Annotated in this window: 19 protein-coding genes and 1 pseudogene; 8 read left to right on the plus strand and 12 right to left on the minus strand. The window is 67.5% G+C overall.

The window, feature by feature from the left end:
* The first annotated feature begins 14 nt into the window (after positions 1-14).
* Positions 15-224 (plus strand): hypothetical protein, encoded by a 210-nt coding sequence (locus J0J01_RS11140; RefSeq protein WP_296380492.1) that lies wholly within the window; start codon positions 15-17, stop codon positions 222-224.
* Between the two features lie 16 nt (positions 225-240).
* Here the strand turns inward: J0J01_RS11140 and J0J01_RS11145 are convergent, their stop codons facing one another.
* From J0J01_RS11145 to J0J01_RS11165, 6 genes and pseudogenes are all read right to left on the minus strand, one after another.
* Positions 241-741, minus strand: coding sequence for an L-2-amino-thiazoline-4-carboxylic acid hydrolase (locus J0J01_RS11145; RefSeq protein ID WP_296380493.1), 501 nt, complete (start codon positions 739-741; stop codon positions 241-243).
* Between the two features lie 73 nt (positions 742-814).
* Positions 815-1312 carry a hypothetical protein gene (locus J0J01_RS11150; protein ID WP_365736677.1) on the minus strand — a complete coding sequence of 166 codons (498 nt, stop codon included), beginning with the start codon at positions 1310-1312 and terminating at the stop codon, positions 815-817.
* A 6-nt stretch (positions 1313-1318) separates the two neighbouring features.
* A pseudogene (locus J0J01_RS32700) lies at positions 1319-1402 on the minus strand (Fic family protein); the annotation flags it as partial.
* A 30-nt stretch (positions 1403-1432) separates the two neighbouring features.
* Entirely contained in the window at positions 1433-2398 is a 966-nt protein-coding gene (locus J0J01_RS11155; RefSeq protein WP_296380494.1) for a tripartite tricarboxylate transporter substrate binding protein, read from the minus strand.
* Positions 2399-2492: 94 nt separating this feature from the next.
* The gene (locus J0J01_RS11160; RefSeq protein ID WP_296380495.1) at positions 2493-2909 is read right to left on the minus strand and encodes a hypothetical protein; all 417 of its coding nucleotides are present in this window, start codon (positions 2907-2909) and stop codon (positions 2493-2495) included.
* 36 nt (positions 2910-2945) lie between these two features.
* The gene (locus J0J01_RS11165) at positions 2946-3779 is read right to left on the minus strand and encodes a pyruvate, water dikinase regulatory protein (protein ID WP_296380496.1); all 834 of its coding nucleotides are present in this window, start codon (positions 3777-3779) and stop codon (positions 2946-2948) included.
* Between the two features lie 323 nt (positions 3780-4102).
* Here J0J01_RS11165 and hemE point away from each other — a divergent pair, with 323 nt between their 5' ends.
* From hemE to J0J01_RS11200, 7 genes are read left to right on the plus strand one after another with little or no spacing between them, the layout of a single operon-like run.
* Positions 4103-5140: a uroporphyrinogen decarboxylase gene (hemE, locus tag J0J01_RS11170; RefSeq protein WP_296380497.1), complete on the plus strand. Its 1038-nt coding sequence runs from the start codon at positions 4103-4105 to the stop codon at positions 5138-5140.
* Positions 5141-5172: 32 nt separating this feature from the next.
* Entirely contained in the window at positions 5173-6132 is a 960-nt protein-coding gene (hemH, locus tag J0J01_RS11175; RefSeq protein WP_296380498.1) for a ferrochelatase, read from the plus strand.
* Positions 6114-6539, plus strand: a complete 426-nt coding sequence (gene hemJ, locus J0J01_RS11180; protein ID WP_296380500.1) for a protoporphyrinogen oxidase HemJ — start codon at positions 6114-6116, stop codon at positions 6537-6539. Before hemH ends, hemJ begins: the two co-directional genes overlap by 19 nt.
* Positions 6540-6550: 11 nt before the next feature.
* On the plus strand, positions 6551-7078 hold the full coding sequence (locus J0J01_RS11185) for a thiamine pyrophosphate-binding protein (protein WP_296380501.1): 528 nt from the start codon (positions 6551-6553) through the stop codon (positions 7076-7078).
* Positions 7075-7692, plus strand: coding sequence for a thiamine pyrophosphate-dependent enzyme (locus J0J01_RS11190; RefSeq protein WP_296380502.1), 618 nt, complete (start codon positions 7075-7077; stop codon positions 7690-7692). Before J0J01_RS11185 ends, J0J01_RS11190 begins: the two co-directional genes overlap by 4 nt.
* 8 nt (positions 7693-7700) lie before the next feature.
* Complete coding sequence (locus J0J01_RS11195) at positions 7701-8849, plus strand: C45 family peptidase (protein WP_296380503.1); 1149 nt, start codon at positions 7701-7703, stop codon at positions 8847-8849.
* An 8-nt stretch (positions 8850-8857) separates the two neighbouring features.
* Positions 8858-10339 (plus strand): hypothetical protein, encoded by a 1482-nt coding sequence (locus J0J01_RS11200; protein WP_296380505.1) that lies wholly within the window; start codon positions 8858-8860, stop codon positions 10337-10339.
* Here the strand turns inward: J0J01_RS11200 and J0J01_RS11205 are convergent.
* The 6 genes from J0J01_RS11205 to J0J01_RS11230 all read right to left on the minus strand — a co-directional run bounded on the left by J0J01_RS11205 (position 10278) and on the right by J0J01_RS11230 (position 15255).
* Positions 10278-11264, minus strand: a complete 987-nt coding sequence (locus J0J01_RS11205) for a WxcM-like domain-containing protein (RefSeq protein WP_296380507.1) — start codon at positions 11262-11264, stop codon at positions 10278-10280. The two genes, J0J01_RS11200 and J0J01_RS11205, sit on opposite strands and share 62 nt — an antisense overlap.
* On the minus strand, positions 11264-12211 hold the full coding sequence (locus tag J0J01_RS11210; protein ID WP_296380509.1) for a glycosyltransferase: 948 nt from the start codon (positions 12209-12211) through the stop codon (positions 11264-11266). Before J0J01_RS11210 ends, J0J01_RS11205 begins: the two co-directional genes overlap by 1 nt.
* 8 nt (positions 12212-12219) lie before the next feature.
* Positions 12220-13629 (minus strand): hypothetical protein, encoded by a 1410-nt coding sequence (locus J0J01_RS11215; protein WP_296380511.1) that lies wholly within the window; start codon positions 13627-13629, stop codon positions 12220-12222.
* Positions 13630-13701: 72 nt separating this feature from the next.
* Positions 13702-14496 (minus strand): enoyl-CoA hydratase-related protein, encoded by a 795-nt coding sequence (locus J0J01_RS11220; protein WP_296380512.1) that lies wholly within the window; start codon positions 14494-14496, stop codon positions 13702-13704.
* Position 14497: 1 nt separating this feature from the next.
* A complete protein-coding gene (locus J0J01_RS11225) occupies positions 14498-14866 on the minus strand; it encodes a nuclear transport factor 2 family protein (protein WP_296380514.1) in 369 nt (122 codons plus the stop codon).
* 11 nt (positions 14867-14877) lie between these two features.
* The gene (locus J0J01_RS11230) at positions 14878-15255 is read right to left on the minus strand and encodes a hypothetical protein (protein WP_296380516.1); all 378 of its coding nucleotides are present in this window, start codon (positions 15253-15255) and stop codon (positions 14878-14880) included.
* Positions 15256-15275 lie beyond the last annotated feature (20 nt).

Here is a 15275-nt window from a genome sequence, read left to right on the forward strand (position 1 = left end):
CGATCTGATCCCGGATGACCAGCGCCGAGTTCGCCATCCTGGCGCTGGTCGGCACCGGCGCGATCGCCGGCCTGGTGCTGTACATGCTGTGGCCCGACAAGCCGCCGCTGCCGCCCGAGGAGGCGATCAACGACTCGATTGTCGCCCAGCAATGGGCCGGCGGAATCGACCACGCCGGTCCTCCGGCGCTGCCGAGCCATCACGCGGGTATCGACGGCGGGTAGCGACCACTAGCGGAAATCAGCGCGGCGCGAACTTGTAGCGGAAGGTGCAGCTAGCGCCGCCCTGCATGATGGTCTGCTCTCGGGTCAGCGTGACCGTGCCCTCGCTGGTCGCGGCGATGTCGAAGTCGGTCGAGCACATCAGCAGCGCCCCCAGCTCGGGCTCGTTGAGCTCCTTGAAGAACTCGGCGTAGCGGCAGCGCGTGACGTCGAACTCGAGCTTGTCGGTATCCCTTACCGGCTCGGTCGAATCGACGCCGGCCTTGGAGATCTCGTTCAGCGCGCCCTGCATCTTGGCCCAGCGGCGGCGGCCGCCGCCCTCGATGTCCTGGCCGATCTCGGCGAAGAGCTGCCGCGACCAGCCGCTCAGCGCCTGCTTCACCAGCACGTCGGCCTTGTCCTTGCCGAGCGCCTCGCGTAGCGCGCGCATCACCGGCACCAGCACCTGCGCCTGGATCTTCGCCTTGTCGAGGAACGAGACCTCGGAATCCACCATGTAGGGATCGAGCACGTTGGCCATCTTCACCTCCGCTCAGGGTGGCTGTCTCCCGGCACGCACTCTTTTTCGCAACTCCCGCTTCAAGAGGGAAGCCCTAGTGGGAATTGGGGGCGCGGCCGTCGCCGAAATGATCGGCATAGAGGGCCTGGACTCGCTCGACCTCTGGCGCCGTCAGCTTCCTGAATTCCAGCTCTCTGGCTCTCTTTGAAAGGATGCCGTCGTTCTGGCGGAGGAATTGGAACAACAGGCTGACCGTCCGCTCCGGCATGTCGACGATCTGGGAGATGCCCCGTCGAAAATCGTCGTACGATCTCAGGAAACCCGTCTCCGTCGGTAGATCGACCTCCACCGTCCGCTCGACGCATTCGTAGAGGAATTGTGCGTGCGGCGTTGCGTCGGAGAAACGGTAGAAGTCCACCGTTTCGTTCAAGACGCGCACGTTATGAGAGGCAGTCGGCTCCCATTGGATCAGGGGCAGCAGCCGGGACGAGTAGCTTTCGAGCGTGGCGCGATAGTCGCCGATACGGTCGAGAATGGCGGCCGACACCGGAAAAACGATTCCTGGCCGATTGAAACCACGCTCCGCCAGCACATGGCGGATCAGATAGCGGTGAAGCCGCCCATTCCCGTCCTCGAACGGATGAACGTAGGCAAACCCGAACGCGAGCGCGGCGGCCGCAATGACGGGATCGGGCGCTAGTGCTTGCCGCCCTCACTCCGGCTTGTACCCCGCGTCCTGCAGCAGCTTGGTGTTGGTCTCGACCTCCTGCTTGATGAAGGCCGCGAACTCCGCCGGCCCTCTTGCCGTCGGCACGACGCCCAGCGAGCCGGTCTTGGCGATGAACCCCTTGTCCTTGCTGACCTCGGCCATCGCCACGGCCAGGCGGTCGACCACCGCGTCGGGCGTGCCCTTGGGCGCCCACACGCCGTACCAAGAGGAGATGTTGAAGCCGTCCAGCCCGACCTCGTTGGTGGTCGGGATGTCGGGCGCCAGCCCCGTGCGCTCCTTCGAGGTCACGAACATCGCCCGCGCCTTGCCCGACCGCGCGAGCGGCAGCAGCGCCGTCCAGGGATCCATGAAGAGCTGCACACTGCCGCCCAGCAGGTCGGCATTGGCCGGCGCCGTGCCCTTGTAAAGCACCGTGTCGAGCGGCAGCCTGGTGCGCCGCAGGAACTCCAAGGTCGCGACATGGCCCGCCGAGCCGCCCGAGCTGAGCGCGAAGAAGTACTTCTTCGGCTCCTTGCCGATCGCCTCCATCGTCGTCTTGTAGTCGGTGCCCGGCACGTTGAGGTTGACCAGCAGCACCAGCGGCGCCTCGCCCGCCTGGGCGATCGGCCGGAAGTCGGTCTGCGGATCGTAAGGGCACGACGCCACCACGTTCTTGCCGAGCACGAACAGGCTGGCATTGAACAGGAGCGTGTAGCCGTCGGCATCGGCGCGCCGCACCGTGTCGGAGCCGGTGACGCTCGAGGCGCCGCCGATGTTGCGAATGATGATCTGCTGGCCGAGCTTCTCCGACAGCACGTCGGCGGTGAGGCGTCCCAGCCCGTCCGTGCCGCCGCCCGGCGGATAGGGCACCACCATCTGGATATTCTTGCTCGGATAGCTCTGCGCGATCGCCGGTGCCGTAAGAACACTGCCGGCCGCGGTGAGAAGTATGCGTCGTCTGATGATCATGCGTCTCCCCCCTCGCAAGAAGCACACCAATATTGCGTGCCCTCTGCAAGTCCGCTTATCGCGGGGAGGCCGGTATCGTCTTGGGCGCTTGGGCTTAGGGCTGGACGGTCACTGACGAAGCGCAGGTCTTGCCGCCCGCTTCGCAGATCGTGCGCGCCACGCTGCGGCTCTTGACCTCGCCGCAAGCCACGCCCAGCGACCGCGACAGGTCGAGCGGCTGCTTGAGGATGGCCTTGCCGCCCGGCGCGATCGGATAGAGCACGCCCTCGCGATAGGCCGACTGCAAGGGCACCGTGCGCTGCTGGCCGTCGGTCAGCACCACGGTCAGGTCGATTTGAAGGAAGTCGATCGTCTCGGCCGACCTGTTCTCGACCACCAGGCTCGGCACGCAGCTTCCGAACACCGTCGTATCGTCGCCGCGACGCACGTCGATGCCGTTGGCAGCCCATACCGCAAGGGGTGCCGCCACTACGATGAAGACCAGAGCCAAACCCAGGAAACGCCCACGCATGACCGCCTCCCCTATTCTTCTCCAGGGTTGATCGCCTCAGCTCGCCGCCAGCCTCTGCTCGCGGCGCTGCGACAGCATGGCGAGGATCGCCACCGCTGTCTCCTCGATCGAGCGGCGGGTGACGTCGATGGTCGCCCATTTCTTGCGGGCATAGAGCCGGCGCGCGTCGTGGATCTCGCGCTGCACGCGCTCCATGTCGGTGTATTCGGTCTCGGTGTCGCGCTGCAGCAGGCGCAGGCGATTGACCCGGATCTGCACCAGCCGCTCGGGATCGGTGATCAGGCCGACGATCAGCGGCCGCTGCGCGTTCTCGAGCTCGGCCGGCGGCGACACCGCCGGCACCAGCGGCACGTTGGCCGCGCGCACGCCTCGGTTGGCGAGATAGACGCAGGTCGGCGTCTTCGACGTGCGCGAGGGGCCGACCAGGATGACGTCGGCATCCTCGAGATCGTGCGTCGACTGGCCGTCGTCGTGCGCCAGCGTGTAGTGCATGGCGTCGATGCGGTCGAAATAGCCTTCGTCGAGCTGGTGCTGGCGACCCGGCCACTGCTCGCTCTTGGAATGGAAGTGCACCGCCAGCACGCTCATCGCCTGGTCGAGCACGCCGACGCAGGGAAGCTGGAGCTGGCGGCAATGGTCGCGTACGACATCGCGCAGCTCGGGATCGACCAGGGTGTAGAGCACGGGGCCGCGGTTGCGCTCGACCTCCTGCATCACCTTTTCCATCTGGCCCTTGGTGCGCACCAGCGACCAGACATGTTCCTGCACGAAGATGCCCTCGTACTGCACGAGACAGGCGCGCGCGACGCTGGACACGGTCTCGCCGGTCGAGTCGGAGACCAGATGGACGTGGAAATTGCGGTTGGCCACGAACCAACTTACCCCACAGGCCCCCCGGGAGAAATCCGGGATTGGCACGGGCAAAGCGGGGGCAACCCGGGCCGCCTTCCCGAGGCGGCCGATTCGAGGCTCGACTCGCTTTTCCCGTCCCGAGCTTCGTTCGCTCTGGATGGTTCGGGACGGATTGCCTGCGAATCGGGAATCCGTCGCAGAGAGGCCGATTCGACGGGCTTTGCCGATCCACAGCCGGCTGGGGACGGGAGTCTAATCAGGCCCATCCCCGCTATCCGCGCCCTCTACTACTGCTACTACCTAATATGAATAGAGTAGAAGGGAGGCATGAGGGAAAGACGATGACGGGAGGAAAGTTCCTGCAGACCCTGGCAGGGACGCGGTTTGCGACGCCGCCGATCTGGCTGATGCGCCAGGCCGGGCGCTACCTGCCGGAGTACCGGGCCGTGCGGGCCACCACGCGCTCCTTTCTCGAATTCTGCTACACGCCGGAAAAGGCCGTCGAGGTCACGCTGCAGCCGATCCGACGTTTCGGGCTCGATGCGGGGATCATCTTCTCCGACATCCTGGTGGTGCCGGACGCGCTGGGCCAGAAGGTCTGGTTCGAGGAAGGCGAGGGCCCGAAGCTCGAGCCGCTGACCGATCCGGCGCAGTTCGGTCAGCTCTCGCGGGCCCGGCTCGCCGCGCACCTGGCGCCGGTCTATGCCGCGATCTCCTTCGCCCGCCGCGCGCTGCCGGCCGAGGTGGCGCTGCTGGGCTTCGCCGGCGCGCCGTTCACGCTGGCCTGCTACATGATCGAGGGCGGCAGCAGCCGGGACTTCGCCAAGGTGAAGGGCTGGGCCTATCGCCATCCCGATTCTTTCGGGCTGCTGATCGATCTGCTGGTCGAGGCGGTGGTCGACCATCTCGCCTACCAGGTCGATGCCGGCGCCGATGCGGTGCAGCTCTTCGATAGCTGGGCCGGCGTGCTGCCGGAGGAGCAACTGTTCGGCTGGTCGCTCGAGCCGATGATCCGCATCGCCCATGGACTCAGGGCACGTCATCCCAAGGTGCCGATCATCGCCTTCCCGCGCGCCGTCGGGCCGGCGGCGCTGATGTATCGCCGGCCGGAGGCGTTCTCGGCCCTGTCGATCGACACCGGCATCGGCGCGCACTGGGCGGCGAAGGAGCTGCAGCCCAGCCTCTGCCTCCAGGGCAACCTGGATCCGATCATGCTGGTCGCCGGCGGCCCGGCGATGAAGCGCGAGGCGACCCGCATCCTCGACAAGCTCGGCCACGGCTCGTTCATCTTCAACCTCGGCCACGGCGTGGTGCCGCAGACTCCGCCCGAGCACGTCGCCGAGCTGGTCGAGACCGTGCGGACGTGGAAGCCGTCATGACCTCCCCCGTGTGACGGAGGAGGAGGCATGAGATGAAAATCGCGATCGTCCTGTTCAATCTCGGCGGCCCCGATTCGCTGGAGGCCGTGCAGCCGTTCCTGCGCAACCTGTTCAGCGATCCGGCGATCATCGGCCTGCCGGCGTGGCTGCGTCTGCCGCTGGCGCGCTTCATCGCGTCCCGGCGCACGCCCAAGGCGCTCGGGATCTACCGGCAGATCGGCGGCAGCTCGCCGATCCTGGGCCAGACCGAAGCGCAGGCCAGAGCCCTGGAGGGCGCGCTCGAGGAGACGCTGGGCGGCGAGCACGAATGGCGCGGCTATGTCTGCATGCGCTACTGGCATCCGATGACCGAGCGGGTGGTGCAGTCGGTCAAGCGCTTCGCACCCGACCGCATCGTGCTGCTGCCGCTCTATCCGCAATTCTCGACGACCACGACGGCCTCGTCCTTCGACGCCTGGAAGAAGGCCGCGAGCTTCACCGCGCCGACCGTCGAGATCGAAAGCTATCCGACCGAGCCCGGCTTCATCCGCGCCTCGATCGAGCTGGTGAAGCAGGGCCTTGCCGAAGCGGGCGACGGCCCAAAGCGCGTGCTGTTCTCCGCCCACGGCCTGCCGGAGAAGGTGATCAAGCGCGGCGATCCCTATCAACGCCAGGTCGAGGAAACCGCCGCGGCGATCGCCGAGCATCTGGACGGCGTCGACTGGTCTGTCTGCTACCAGAGCAGGGTCGGCCCGCTGAAATGGATTGGGCCGTCGACCGAATCAGAAATTAATCGTGCCGCTTTAGATGGCAGAAACGTAGTGCTTTACCCCCTGAGCTTCGTGTCGGAGCATTCCGAGACCCTGGTCGAGCTCGACATCGAATACCGGCGTCTGGCTGAAAAAGCTGGCGTGCCCAAATACGTGCGCGTGCCGACCGTGGGCACGCATCCTCAGTTCATTCACGGGCTGGCGAATCTGGTCCGGGCGGCATTATGGTCTACGACGTCCTGAAAGCCCTGCACATCGTCGCGGCGATCGCGTGGATGGCGGGTCTGCTCTACCTGCCGCGCCTCTACGTCTATCACGCCGATGCGCCGGCCGGCTCGCCGCAGAGCGAGACCTTCAAGGTCATGGAGCGCCGCCTGCTGCGCGGCATCATGACCCCGGCGATGGTCGCGGTCTGGGTGTTCGGCCTCGCTCTCGCCTGGCGGGGCGACTGGTGGCATGCCGGCTGGTGGCAGATGAAATTCTCGCTCGTGGTCGGGCTGACCCTGGTCCATCACCTCTACGCCCGCTGGCGCAAGGACTTTGCCGCGGACCGGAATACGCGGCCGGCGCGCTATTATCGCTGGTGGAACGAAGTGCCGACCCTGCTGATGATTGCTATCGTGTTCCTGGCCGTCCTGAAGCCGTTTTGAGCGGGAGCGTTATGAGCGATTGGCGTGACGACATTTTCGAGGTCTTCCAGGACCACGACATCAAGCAGGTCTATCACGTGCCGGATGCCGGGCATTCCCGGCTGATCGAAGCCTGCCAGCGGTCGAACGCGATCCGCACCCTGGCGCTGACGACCGAAGAGGAAGGCGTCGCCGTCGCCGCCGGTGCGTGGCTCGGCGGCCAGCGCTCGGCGATGCTGATGCAGAGCTCGGGTGTCGGCAACACCGTCAACATGATGGGCCTCACCAAGACGCTGCGCTTTCCCTTCCTGACGCTGATCACCATGCGCGGCGAGTACGGCGAGTTCAATTCCTGGCAGTACCCGATGGGACGCGCCACGCCCGCGGTGCTCGAGGCGATGGGCGTGATGCTCTACCCGGTCGACGAGGCCCGCGAGGTGAAGGCGACGGTCGATGCCGCGGCGCGCACGGCGTTCAACGGCGGCCAGGCGGCCGCCGTGCTGCTGCGCCAGAAGCTGATCGGCATCAAGGATTTCGGAAAGAAGAAAGCCAAGTCATGAGCTCGAGCGCGACCCTGCACCGGCGCCCCCTGGTCAAGGAGATCCTGAAGGGCGCCGACGACAATCTCCTGGTGATCGGCGGCCTGGGCTCGTCGAACTGGGACATCACCGACGCCGGCGACCGGCCGCTCAACATGCCGCTGTGGGGCGCGATGGGCGCGCCGGTCGGCATGGGGCTGGGTCTCGCCCTCGCGCAGCCCGCCAAGCGGGTGCTGGTGGTCACCGGCGACGCCGACCTGATGATGAGTCTCGGCTCCCTCGCCACGGTCGCGGCGCAGCAGCCCGACAATCTCGCGATCTGCGTGCTCGACAACGAGAAGTTCGGCGAGACCGGCAACCAGGCGAGCCACACCAGCCCGCGCAACAACGGCCCGACCGATTCCGGCGCCGGCGCCGATCTCGCGATGATCGCCAAGGGCTGCGGCCTCGCCGACTCGAGCGTGGTGCGCGAGCAGGCCGAGGTCGCGCAGCTCGTCAAGGATCTCAGGACCAAAAAGGGTCCGGTGTTCCGTCTCGTGAAGGTGATGGTCGAGAAGCTCGACTTCGTGATGCCGCCGCAGGACGGCGCGCATCTGAAGGACCGGTTTCGCCAGGCCCTGCTCGGGAGCGCATGAGGGAGCGCATGATGGACTACGCGCCGTTTCCGTTGATCGAGCTTTCCGGTAGCCCGCGCGAGCGCGGCCGCCAGCACGGCCGGGCCGCGCCCGACCGCATCAAGCGCGGCATCGCGATGTATTCGGAATCGCTGCTCAAGAACGGCGTCGACTGGAAGCAGCTCGAGCAGCGCGCCGAGGCGATGGTGCCGACGGTCGACACGTTCGACCCGACCTACGTCGAGGAGATGCGCGGCATCGCCGAGGGCGCAGGGACTGCCTTCGCCGGCATCATGCTGATGAACGCCCGCACCGAGATGGTGGCGGCGGCGCGCAAGCAGCAGGTCCAGAAGGACGTTCCCGACGGCTGCACCGCCGCGCTGGCGCTGCCCGAGGCGAGCGCCGACGGCGTGCTGCTGCACGGCCAGAACTGGGACTGGCGCGCCGAATGCGCCGAGACCGCCGTGGTGCTGCGCATCCGCCGCGAGGACGGCCCGGATATTTTGACCTTCACCGAGGCCGGCGGCCTGGCGCGCTCGGGCCTGAACTCGGCCGGCATCGGGCTCACGGCGAACGCGCTGGAATGCGACCGCGACTATCGGCGCGGCGCGGGCGTGCCCCTGCCCTTCATCCGGCGCAAGGTGCTGGAGAGCGCCTATCTCGCGGAGGCGGTGCGCACCATCTTCTCGACGCCCAAGCTCGGCTCCAACCACATGGCGGTGAGTCATTGCGGCGGCGAGGCCTTCGGCTTCGAATGTGCGCCCGACGAGACCTTCTGGATCGCGCCCGATAAAGGCGTGTATGTCCATGCCAATCACTGGATTGCCGATGCGGCGCGCGCCCGGGTCAAGGACACCGGCATCCAGGAGACGCCCTGCTCGATCTATCGCGACAAGCGGGTGCGCGAGCATCTGACGCGCAAGCGGGATGGCGGCCACGGCAAGCTCACGCTGGAGGATTTCCGCCAGGCCTTCTTCGACGACTACGGCTCGCCCTGGTCGGTCTGCCGGCCGCCGCGGCCCAACAACCGCGGCAACCTGGTCGCGACCTCGGCGATGATCCTGATGCGACCGGGCGAAGGCCATCTCGAGGCCTGCCCGATGCCGGCGCTCAACAGGCGCTTCACCGCCTACACGCTGACGCCCGACAGCATCGCGCAGAAGCAGGCGGCTGAATAAACTCCGTGATGCGCGTCGTCTTCTGGGCGACTGTCCTTTTCGCGGCCGCCACCTTCTGGCTCGTCCCGCGGCCGCCGATGGCCGATCTGCCACAGCACGCCGGTCAGGTTGCGCTGCTGCGAGACCTGCTGCGCGGCGGCTCGAAATGGCAGCCGTTGCTCTATATCGACTGGTTTACGCCCTACTTCGCCGGCGGCCCTGCGCTGCTGCTGTCCTACGCGATGCCGGTGCTGCAGGCGTTGAAGCTCCTGCTGGCGCTCGCCTATCTCGGCTTCGTGGCCGCGTGCGTGGCGCTGCGCCGAACGCTCGGGGGTGACGAGCGGCTCGACTGGCTGTTCGTCCCGTCCTTCTTCGGTGTGGTCTACGCCACGGGCCTCTACCCCTTCCTGGTCGCCGCACCGATCGCCGTGCTGTTCATCCTGACGGCGCTGTGCCATGCGCGCGCGCCGACGCTCGCGACCGGCGTGATTCTGCTGCTCACGAATATCGTGCTGTTCTTCGCGCATGGGCTGGCCTTTCTGTTCGCCAACGCGATCGGCGGCCTGTTCCTGCTCCTGAACGTGCGCAGCCTGCCACGGCTCGCCCTTGCCGCCCTGCCGTATGTCGCCATGGGCGTGCTCGGCGTCGCCTACCACCTTGCGCGCGTGCGCGGCGCGGAAGTGCCGGTGACCGGTCCCTGGAGCTTCTCCTGGGGCTTCGATGACCTGCGGCTCAGCCTGCCGTATCTGTGGGCGGGCTGGTCGACCGACGATACGCGCAATGGGCTGTTCGCCGTCCTGTTCGCGCTCCAGCTCGCGGCGCCCCTTCTGCTCGGGGCACGTCTCAACCGGATCGAGGCGCTGGTGCCCCTGCTGGTCGCCGTGCTGGTCTGGATCGCCGTACCGTCGCGCGCCCAAGGCACGAGCCTGCTCTATCTCCGCTTTGCGCTGTTCATCCTACCGTTCTATGCGCTGATCTTCGTGCCGCGGGACGCCGCCACGAGCCGCTGGAGCCCACTGGTGCTGCCGCTGGTGTGCTGGGTCTTTCTCGCAGTGCATGTCGATCGGCTGCGCGCCTTCGCAGCCGAGAGCGCGCCCTTCGAGGAGGTCCTCGCGGCGGCGTCACCCGCAGACCGCGCCCTCGCCGTCGTCTTCGATGCACGCAGCGCAGCGGCTGGCAGCGAGTTCGCCTACAGTCACTGGCCGTCCTGGTACCAGACCGAGCGCGGCGGCCTCGTCGATCTCAACTTCGCGCGCTTCCTGCCGCAGATCGTACGCTACCGGTCCGGCAAGGTACCGGCGCGCTTCAGCACGGAGGATTGGGCCCAGAACCCGGCAGGCGGATTCAACTGGGAGCGCGACGGCGCCTCGGCCTATCGCTACTTCTTCGTCCGCCACAAAGGGCCGTTACCGCGGTTTTTCCCCGAGGGCCGCTGCCAGCCGGTGCTGGTCAGGTCTTCCGGCGACTGGTCGCTGTACGAGAACGTCGCCTGCTGGATCCTGGCGCCTTAGCCAGTCGCAGGAACGCGTCGTAGTCGCGGATGTAGTCCGCTGCATCGTAGTGATCGCTGGCGAAGGTCAGCGTCAACGCATCGTCGGTGTGCCGGTACAGCACCGTCCAGATCATCGGGCGCACATGTACGCCAACCGTGGCGCGGTCGAGGATCAGCTCGGCGCGCTTGCGGCCGTCGTCGATCACCAGCGATACTGATCCCTTGATGCAGACTAGGAACTGCTCGCACTTCCGGTGGGCGCGCTCGCCGCGCACGCTCTTGCTCGGCACGTCGTAGACCGCGTAGAAGCGCTTGACCGCGAACGGGATGTCGGGTCCGACCTCGGCGGCCGACAGCGTGCCGCGCAGGTCGTCGGCAGCGCGCAGGCTGTGCAGCGTGACGCCGGGGATCACGACCGATGTCTCGCCCACCGCCGGTGGCTCGACGGCGCGCGGCCGCGGCATGGCGCGGCCCTCGGCGCCGGCATAGGCGGTGATGCGCGCGGGGTTGCCGGTGACGATCGCGAACGGCGGCACGTCGCTGGTGACGACGCTGCCCGCGCCGATCATGGCGTGCCGGCCGATCCTCAGCCCGGGTAGGATGGTGCAGTTGGCGCCCAGCGAGGCGCCGGCTTCGACCACGGTCTCGGGGAAGCGCTCGGGATGGGCGCGGCTGCGTGGGAACTTGTCGTTGGCGAAGGTGGCGTTGGGCCCGACGAACACGTCGTCGTCGAGCCGCACGCCGTCCCAGAGCTGCACGCCCGACTTGACGGTGACGCGGTCGCCTAGCACGACGTCGTTCTCGACGAACACGCCGTCGCAGATATTGCAGTCGGTGCCGATGCGCGCGCCGGGCAACACGTGGGCGAAGGCCCAGATGCGGGTGCGCGGACCGACCTTTCTGCTCTCGCACAGACCTTGCGGATGGACGAAGGGTTTGGCCATCAGCCGTCCTGTCCGTAGGTGTCATGGGTCATCGGCAGGTAGAGTGGGCGGCCCTTAGTGTTCTCGAAGGTGCGCCAGACGTAGCCGCCCATGACGCCGAGCGCCAGCATGGTCGAGGTGAACGAGGTTAGCAGCACCAGGATCACCGGGGTGTAGCCCGGCACGGCGATCGCGCCGACGAGCCAGGCGATGAAGACCACGGCGCTGAGCAGCACCGAGCCGATCGAGCCGACCAGGCCAATGGTCATGATCAGGGTCACCGGCAGGTCGGTCAGCGCGAAGCAGCTATCCATCAGGTAGCGGAGCTTGCGCCGGAAGGTCCAGGCGCTGCGGCCGGCGGAGCGCGGCCGGCGGGCGTATGGAATGGTCTTGCGGCGGAAGCCCAGCCAGAACAGCAGGCCGATCAGGGTGCTGTTGGATTCGCGCAGCCGCAGCAGCGCATCGCGCACCCGCTGATTGCAGCCGAACACGTCAACGCCGCCGACCGGCACCTCGGGCTGCACGAAGCGGCGGTAGAGGCTCCAGAACAGGTTGGCCGACAGCGCCGTCATGAACGGATCGTCGCGGCTCTCGCGGCCGCCGATGGTGATGTCGACCGGTTCCGCTTCGAGGGTGCGGAAGAAGGAGACGATCAGCTCCGGTGGCTCCTGCAGGTCGGCCGCCAGCACGGCGTAGAACGGCCCGTGCCCGGCCTCGAGCCCCATGCGGATGGCGGCGAAGGAGCCGAAGTTGCGCGACAAAGAGATAAGCTGCGCCGGGAAGCCGGCGGTCGGCAGCCGCTCCTGCAGGATCAGGTGGCTGCGGTCGGGCGAGCCGTCGACCACGAACACCACCTCGAGCTTGTGGTCGAGCTCGACCGCCAGCGGGCGCAGTGCGGCCAGCAGGGCGTCGAGCGTCTCCTCGTTGCGGTAGACGGGGATAATCAGCGAATAGCGGGTCTCGGCCATCGGCATCGCTAGGGTATGCAGTACTTCTGGCCAAGGAAGGCCAGAAACTGCCGATCCTGTGGATCGTCGCTCTCGGCGAGGGTTCGCGCCACCACCAGGCAGGGGAATGGGATCCAGTCGCCGGACCGGTCGAGGCGGTGGTACAGCACAGTCCGCCTGTCGGAGCGGAAGTAGCTGTAGAAGGCGAGCGCCAGCCGATGCCAGTCGTAGATCGGCACCACGACGTCGCGGGTGTAGTCGGCGCCAGCGAACCATTTCAGGTAAGTGCGCGGGCCGGCGTTCTCGTTGGTGCTGGGCGGCCAGCCTTTGGCGGGATCGTCGATGTCGATCAGGCCTGGCGCGGTGTAGCGGTCGACGAGCCGGCCGAAGAAGACCAAATCGGCGTTGTAGGACGCGATCGCGGTAGCGGCGACCACGGCGTAGCCCAAGAGGGCCCGCCGCGCCGGCGCTAACCAGTCTTTCGGCGCGACCAGCGCCAGCACCGTGGCCAGCGCCAGGATGTAGGCTGCGGTGTGGCGGGCATAGGTCGATGTCAGCAGGCCGGTGCCGAGGGTGGCCGACACGACGCCCAGCGCGGCGACGATTGTGACGGCGAGCGGGGCGATGCGCCAGCGCAGGCGGGCGGCTTGGGTGCCGGGCGCAATCAGCAGCAGCCATTGTGCCGCGAGGGCGGGAAACAGCGCCATCGTCGCCAGCATCCAGCTCGGGTCGATGTAGGCGTAGCGATTGATGGCGAAGGCCGCGATCACCGTCGGGTTCGTCGCCTTTAGCAGATAGCCCATGATGAAATAGCTGGCGAGCAGCACCACAGCCAACGCGCTCGCGCCGATCAAGGTGCGCCGCGGCACCGGGCGGCCGAGCGACCCGAGCAGCGCGCCGACGACTAGGTAGACGAGGCTCATCAGCCCAATCGACGGATGGACGAAGGTGAGCAGCACGGCGAACACGACGGTGACGATCGCCGCCTGGCGGTCGCTACGCGTCGGGTCGCACAGTAGCGCCAGCCAGATGGCCCACAGACCGAGGCCGAAGATCAGCTCGGTCGGGAAGTAGAGGAGCGGCAGCACGATGGCGAGGTAGAGCTGGGAGAACAGGCGCTGCGTCTCGACCCGACGCAGCACCAGCCACAGCACGAACGGCGCGGCGAAGTATGAAATGTGCGCCACGACTATGTAGGCTCGCGCGGATACCCCGAGCAGGTGACGCGCCACCCAGGCCGGGCCGTAGGTGGCGTAGGTCGCCAGCCAACGGTCGGCGTTTTGACTGAAATAGAGATCCCAGCTGTTGTCGAACCAGCCCGCCATCAGGAAGACAGCGCCGTCATTCACCATCAGGGCGCTAGTCCAGGTGCCGAGGATCGCCGCCAAGGCCAGAGCCGCCAGAAGCGCGGCGTCGATACGATCGATTCTTGCTTCCACTGCCGGTGAATGTATCAGTGTTGTCCGGACAGTCATCTACGCAAGCGTCGCTTTGGTATCCCGCCGCGACGGCTAACCGCTGGGATACCAGGCCGGCTTCCGCTTCTCCCTGAAGCTCGCCAGCCCCTCGCGCGCCTCGTCCTGCTGGCGGGTGCGGGCGTGCTCGTCGATCAGGTCGCGCAATTCGCCGTCATCGACAAAGGCGCGCGCCGCCGCGAGCGACCGCAGCTTGGTCGCGGTGGTCGCCGCGGGCGCGTTCATCAGCGCCGCTTCGACGATCCGGTTGCCGGCCTCCTCGAGCCCGCCGGTCGGACAGACCTCGTGGACCAGGCCGAGCCGCCGCGCGTCGTGGGCGCCGAAGCGCTCGCCGGTGAGCGCATAGCGCCGGACCTGGCGCAGGCCCATGGCCTGGCAGAGCTGCGGCAGGATGATGCCGGCCATCAGGCCCCAGCGCGTCTCGCTGATCGAGAAGATCGCGTCTTCGCTCGCGACCACGACATCGCAGGCCGCCGCGATGCCGGTGCCGCCGCCGAAGCAGCCGCCCTGGATCAGCGCGAGCGTCGGCACCGGGCAGGTGTCGAGGCGCCGGATCGCCTCGGCGGTCAGGCGGCTCACCGCCTCGTTCTCGCGCGGGCTTTGCGTGGCGACGCCGCTGATCCAGGCGAGATCCGCGCCGGCCTGGAAATGCCGGCCGTTGCCTTTCAGCACGACGATGCGCAGCGACGCCTCGCGGCCCAGCGCATCCATCGCCGCGTGGAGGCCCGCGATCAGGTCGCCGTCATAGGCGTTGTTCACCTGCGGCCGGTTGAGGGTGACGGTGGCGACGCCGCGCTTGTCGACGCTCCACAGAACGGTGTCGTTCGCCACGTCAGCCGGCCTTCATGTACGAGTCCTTGAGCGCGATCTTGCCGTCGCGCAGCTCGTAGAGATCGATGCCGTAGCGGTCGAACGGCTGGCCGGCATGGTCGATGCCGGTGACGCGGAAGGTGCCGAACAGTTTGTCGCCGGCGCGATGGATGCGCGCCTCGGAAAACCGCGCCTCGCGATGGGCGCGGCTCTTGTCGGCGAAGTGCGCGCGCAGCGCCTCCTTGCCCTTCAGCACGCGGCCGGCCGGCTGGCCGCCCGAATTGAGGCGCCATTCGAAATCGTCGGTCACGCAGGCGGCGATCTCCTCGACATCGGCCTTGTTGAAGGCCTTGCCGAAGCGGCGGAACAGGTCGTCGATGGCGTCGGGCATTGAACTCCTCCTCAGGCGGTGACCAGCCGGGCCAGCCAGTCGTCGAGCTCGGCCCTGACCTCGGCCGGGCCGAGATCGGCGATCTCGTAGCTCTGCTTGCGTCCCTGCGACGCCATCACGTCGATCGCCCCGCGCGCGACGTCGCCGCGGAACTCGAGCGCCGGGTGGGCGGCATCGTCGGGTGCGCCGGCCGGCCGGATCGACAGCGTCAGCGACGGCCCGCCGTCGGTCGGCAAGCCGTCGGCGACGGCGGAGAATTCCTGGGTCGAGACGTGGGCGTCATGGCCGGCGCCGCGCAGCGCGCCGATCGCGATGTCGATCTCGGGCCGGATCACCTCGCGGCACTTCACCCAAAAAGCCTGAACGAACAAATCGGTGTCCCGGTCCATGCGCTCTCCCTCCGGTTCGA

It is taken from the genome of Reyranella sp. (assembly GCF_017305915.1).
Classification (GTDB): domain Bacteria; phylum Pseudomonadota; class Alphaproteobacteria; order Reyranellales; family Reyranellaceae; genus Reyranella.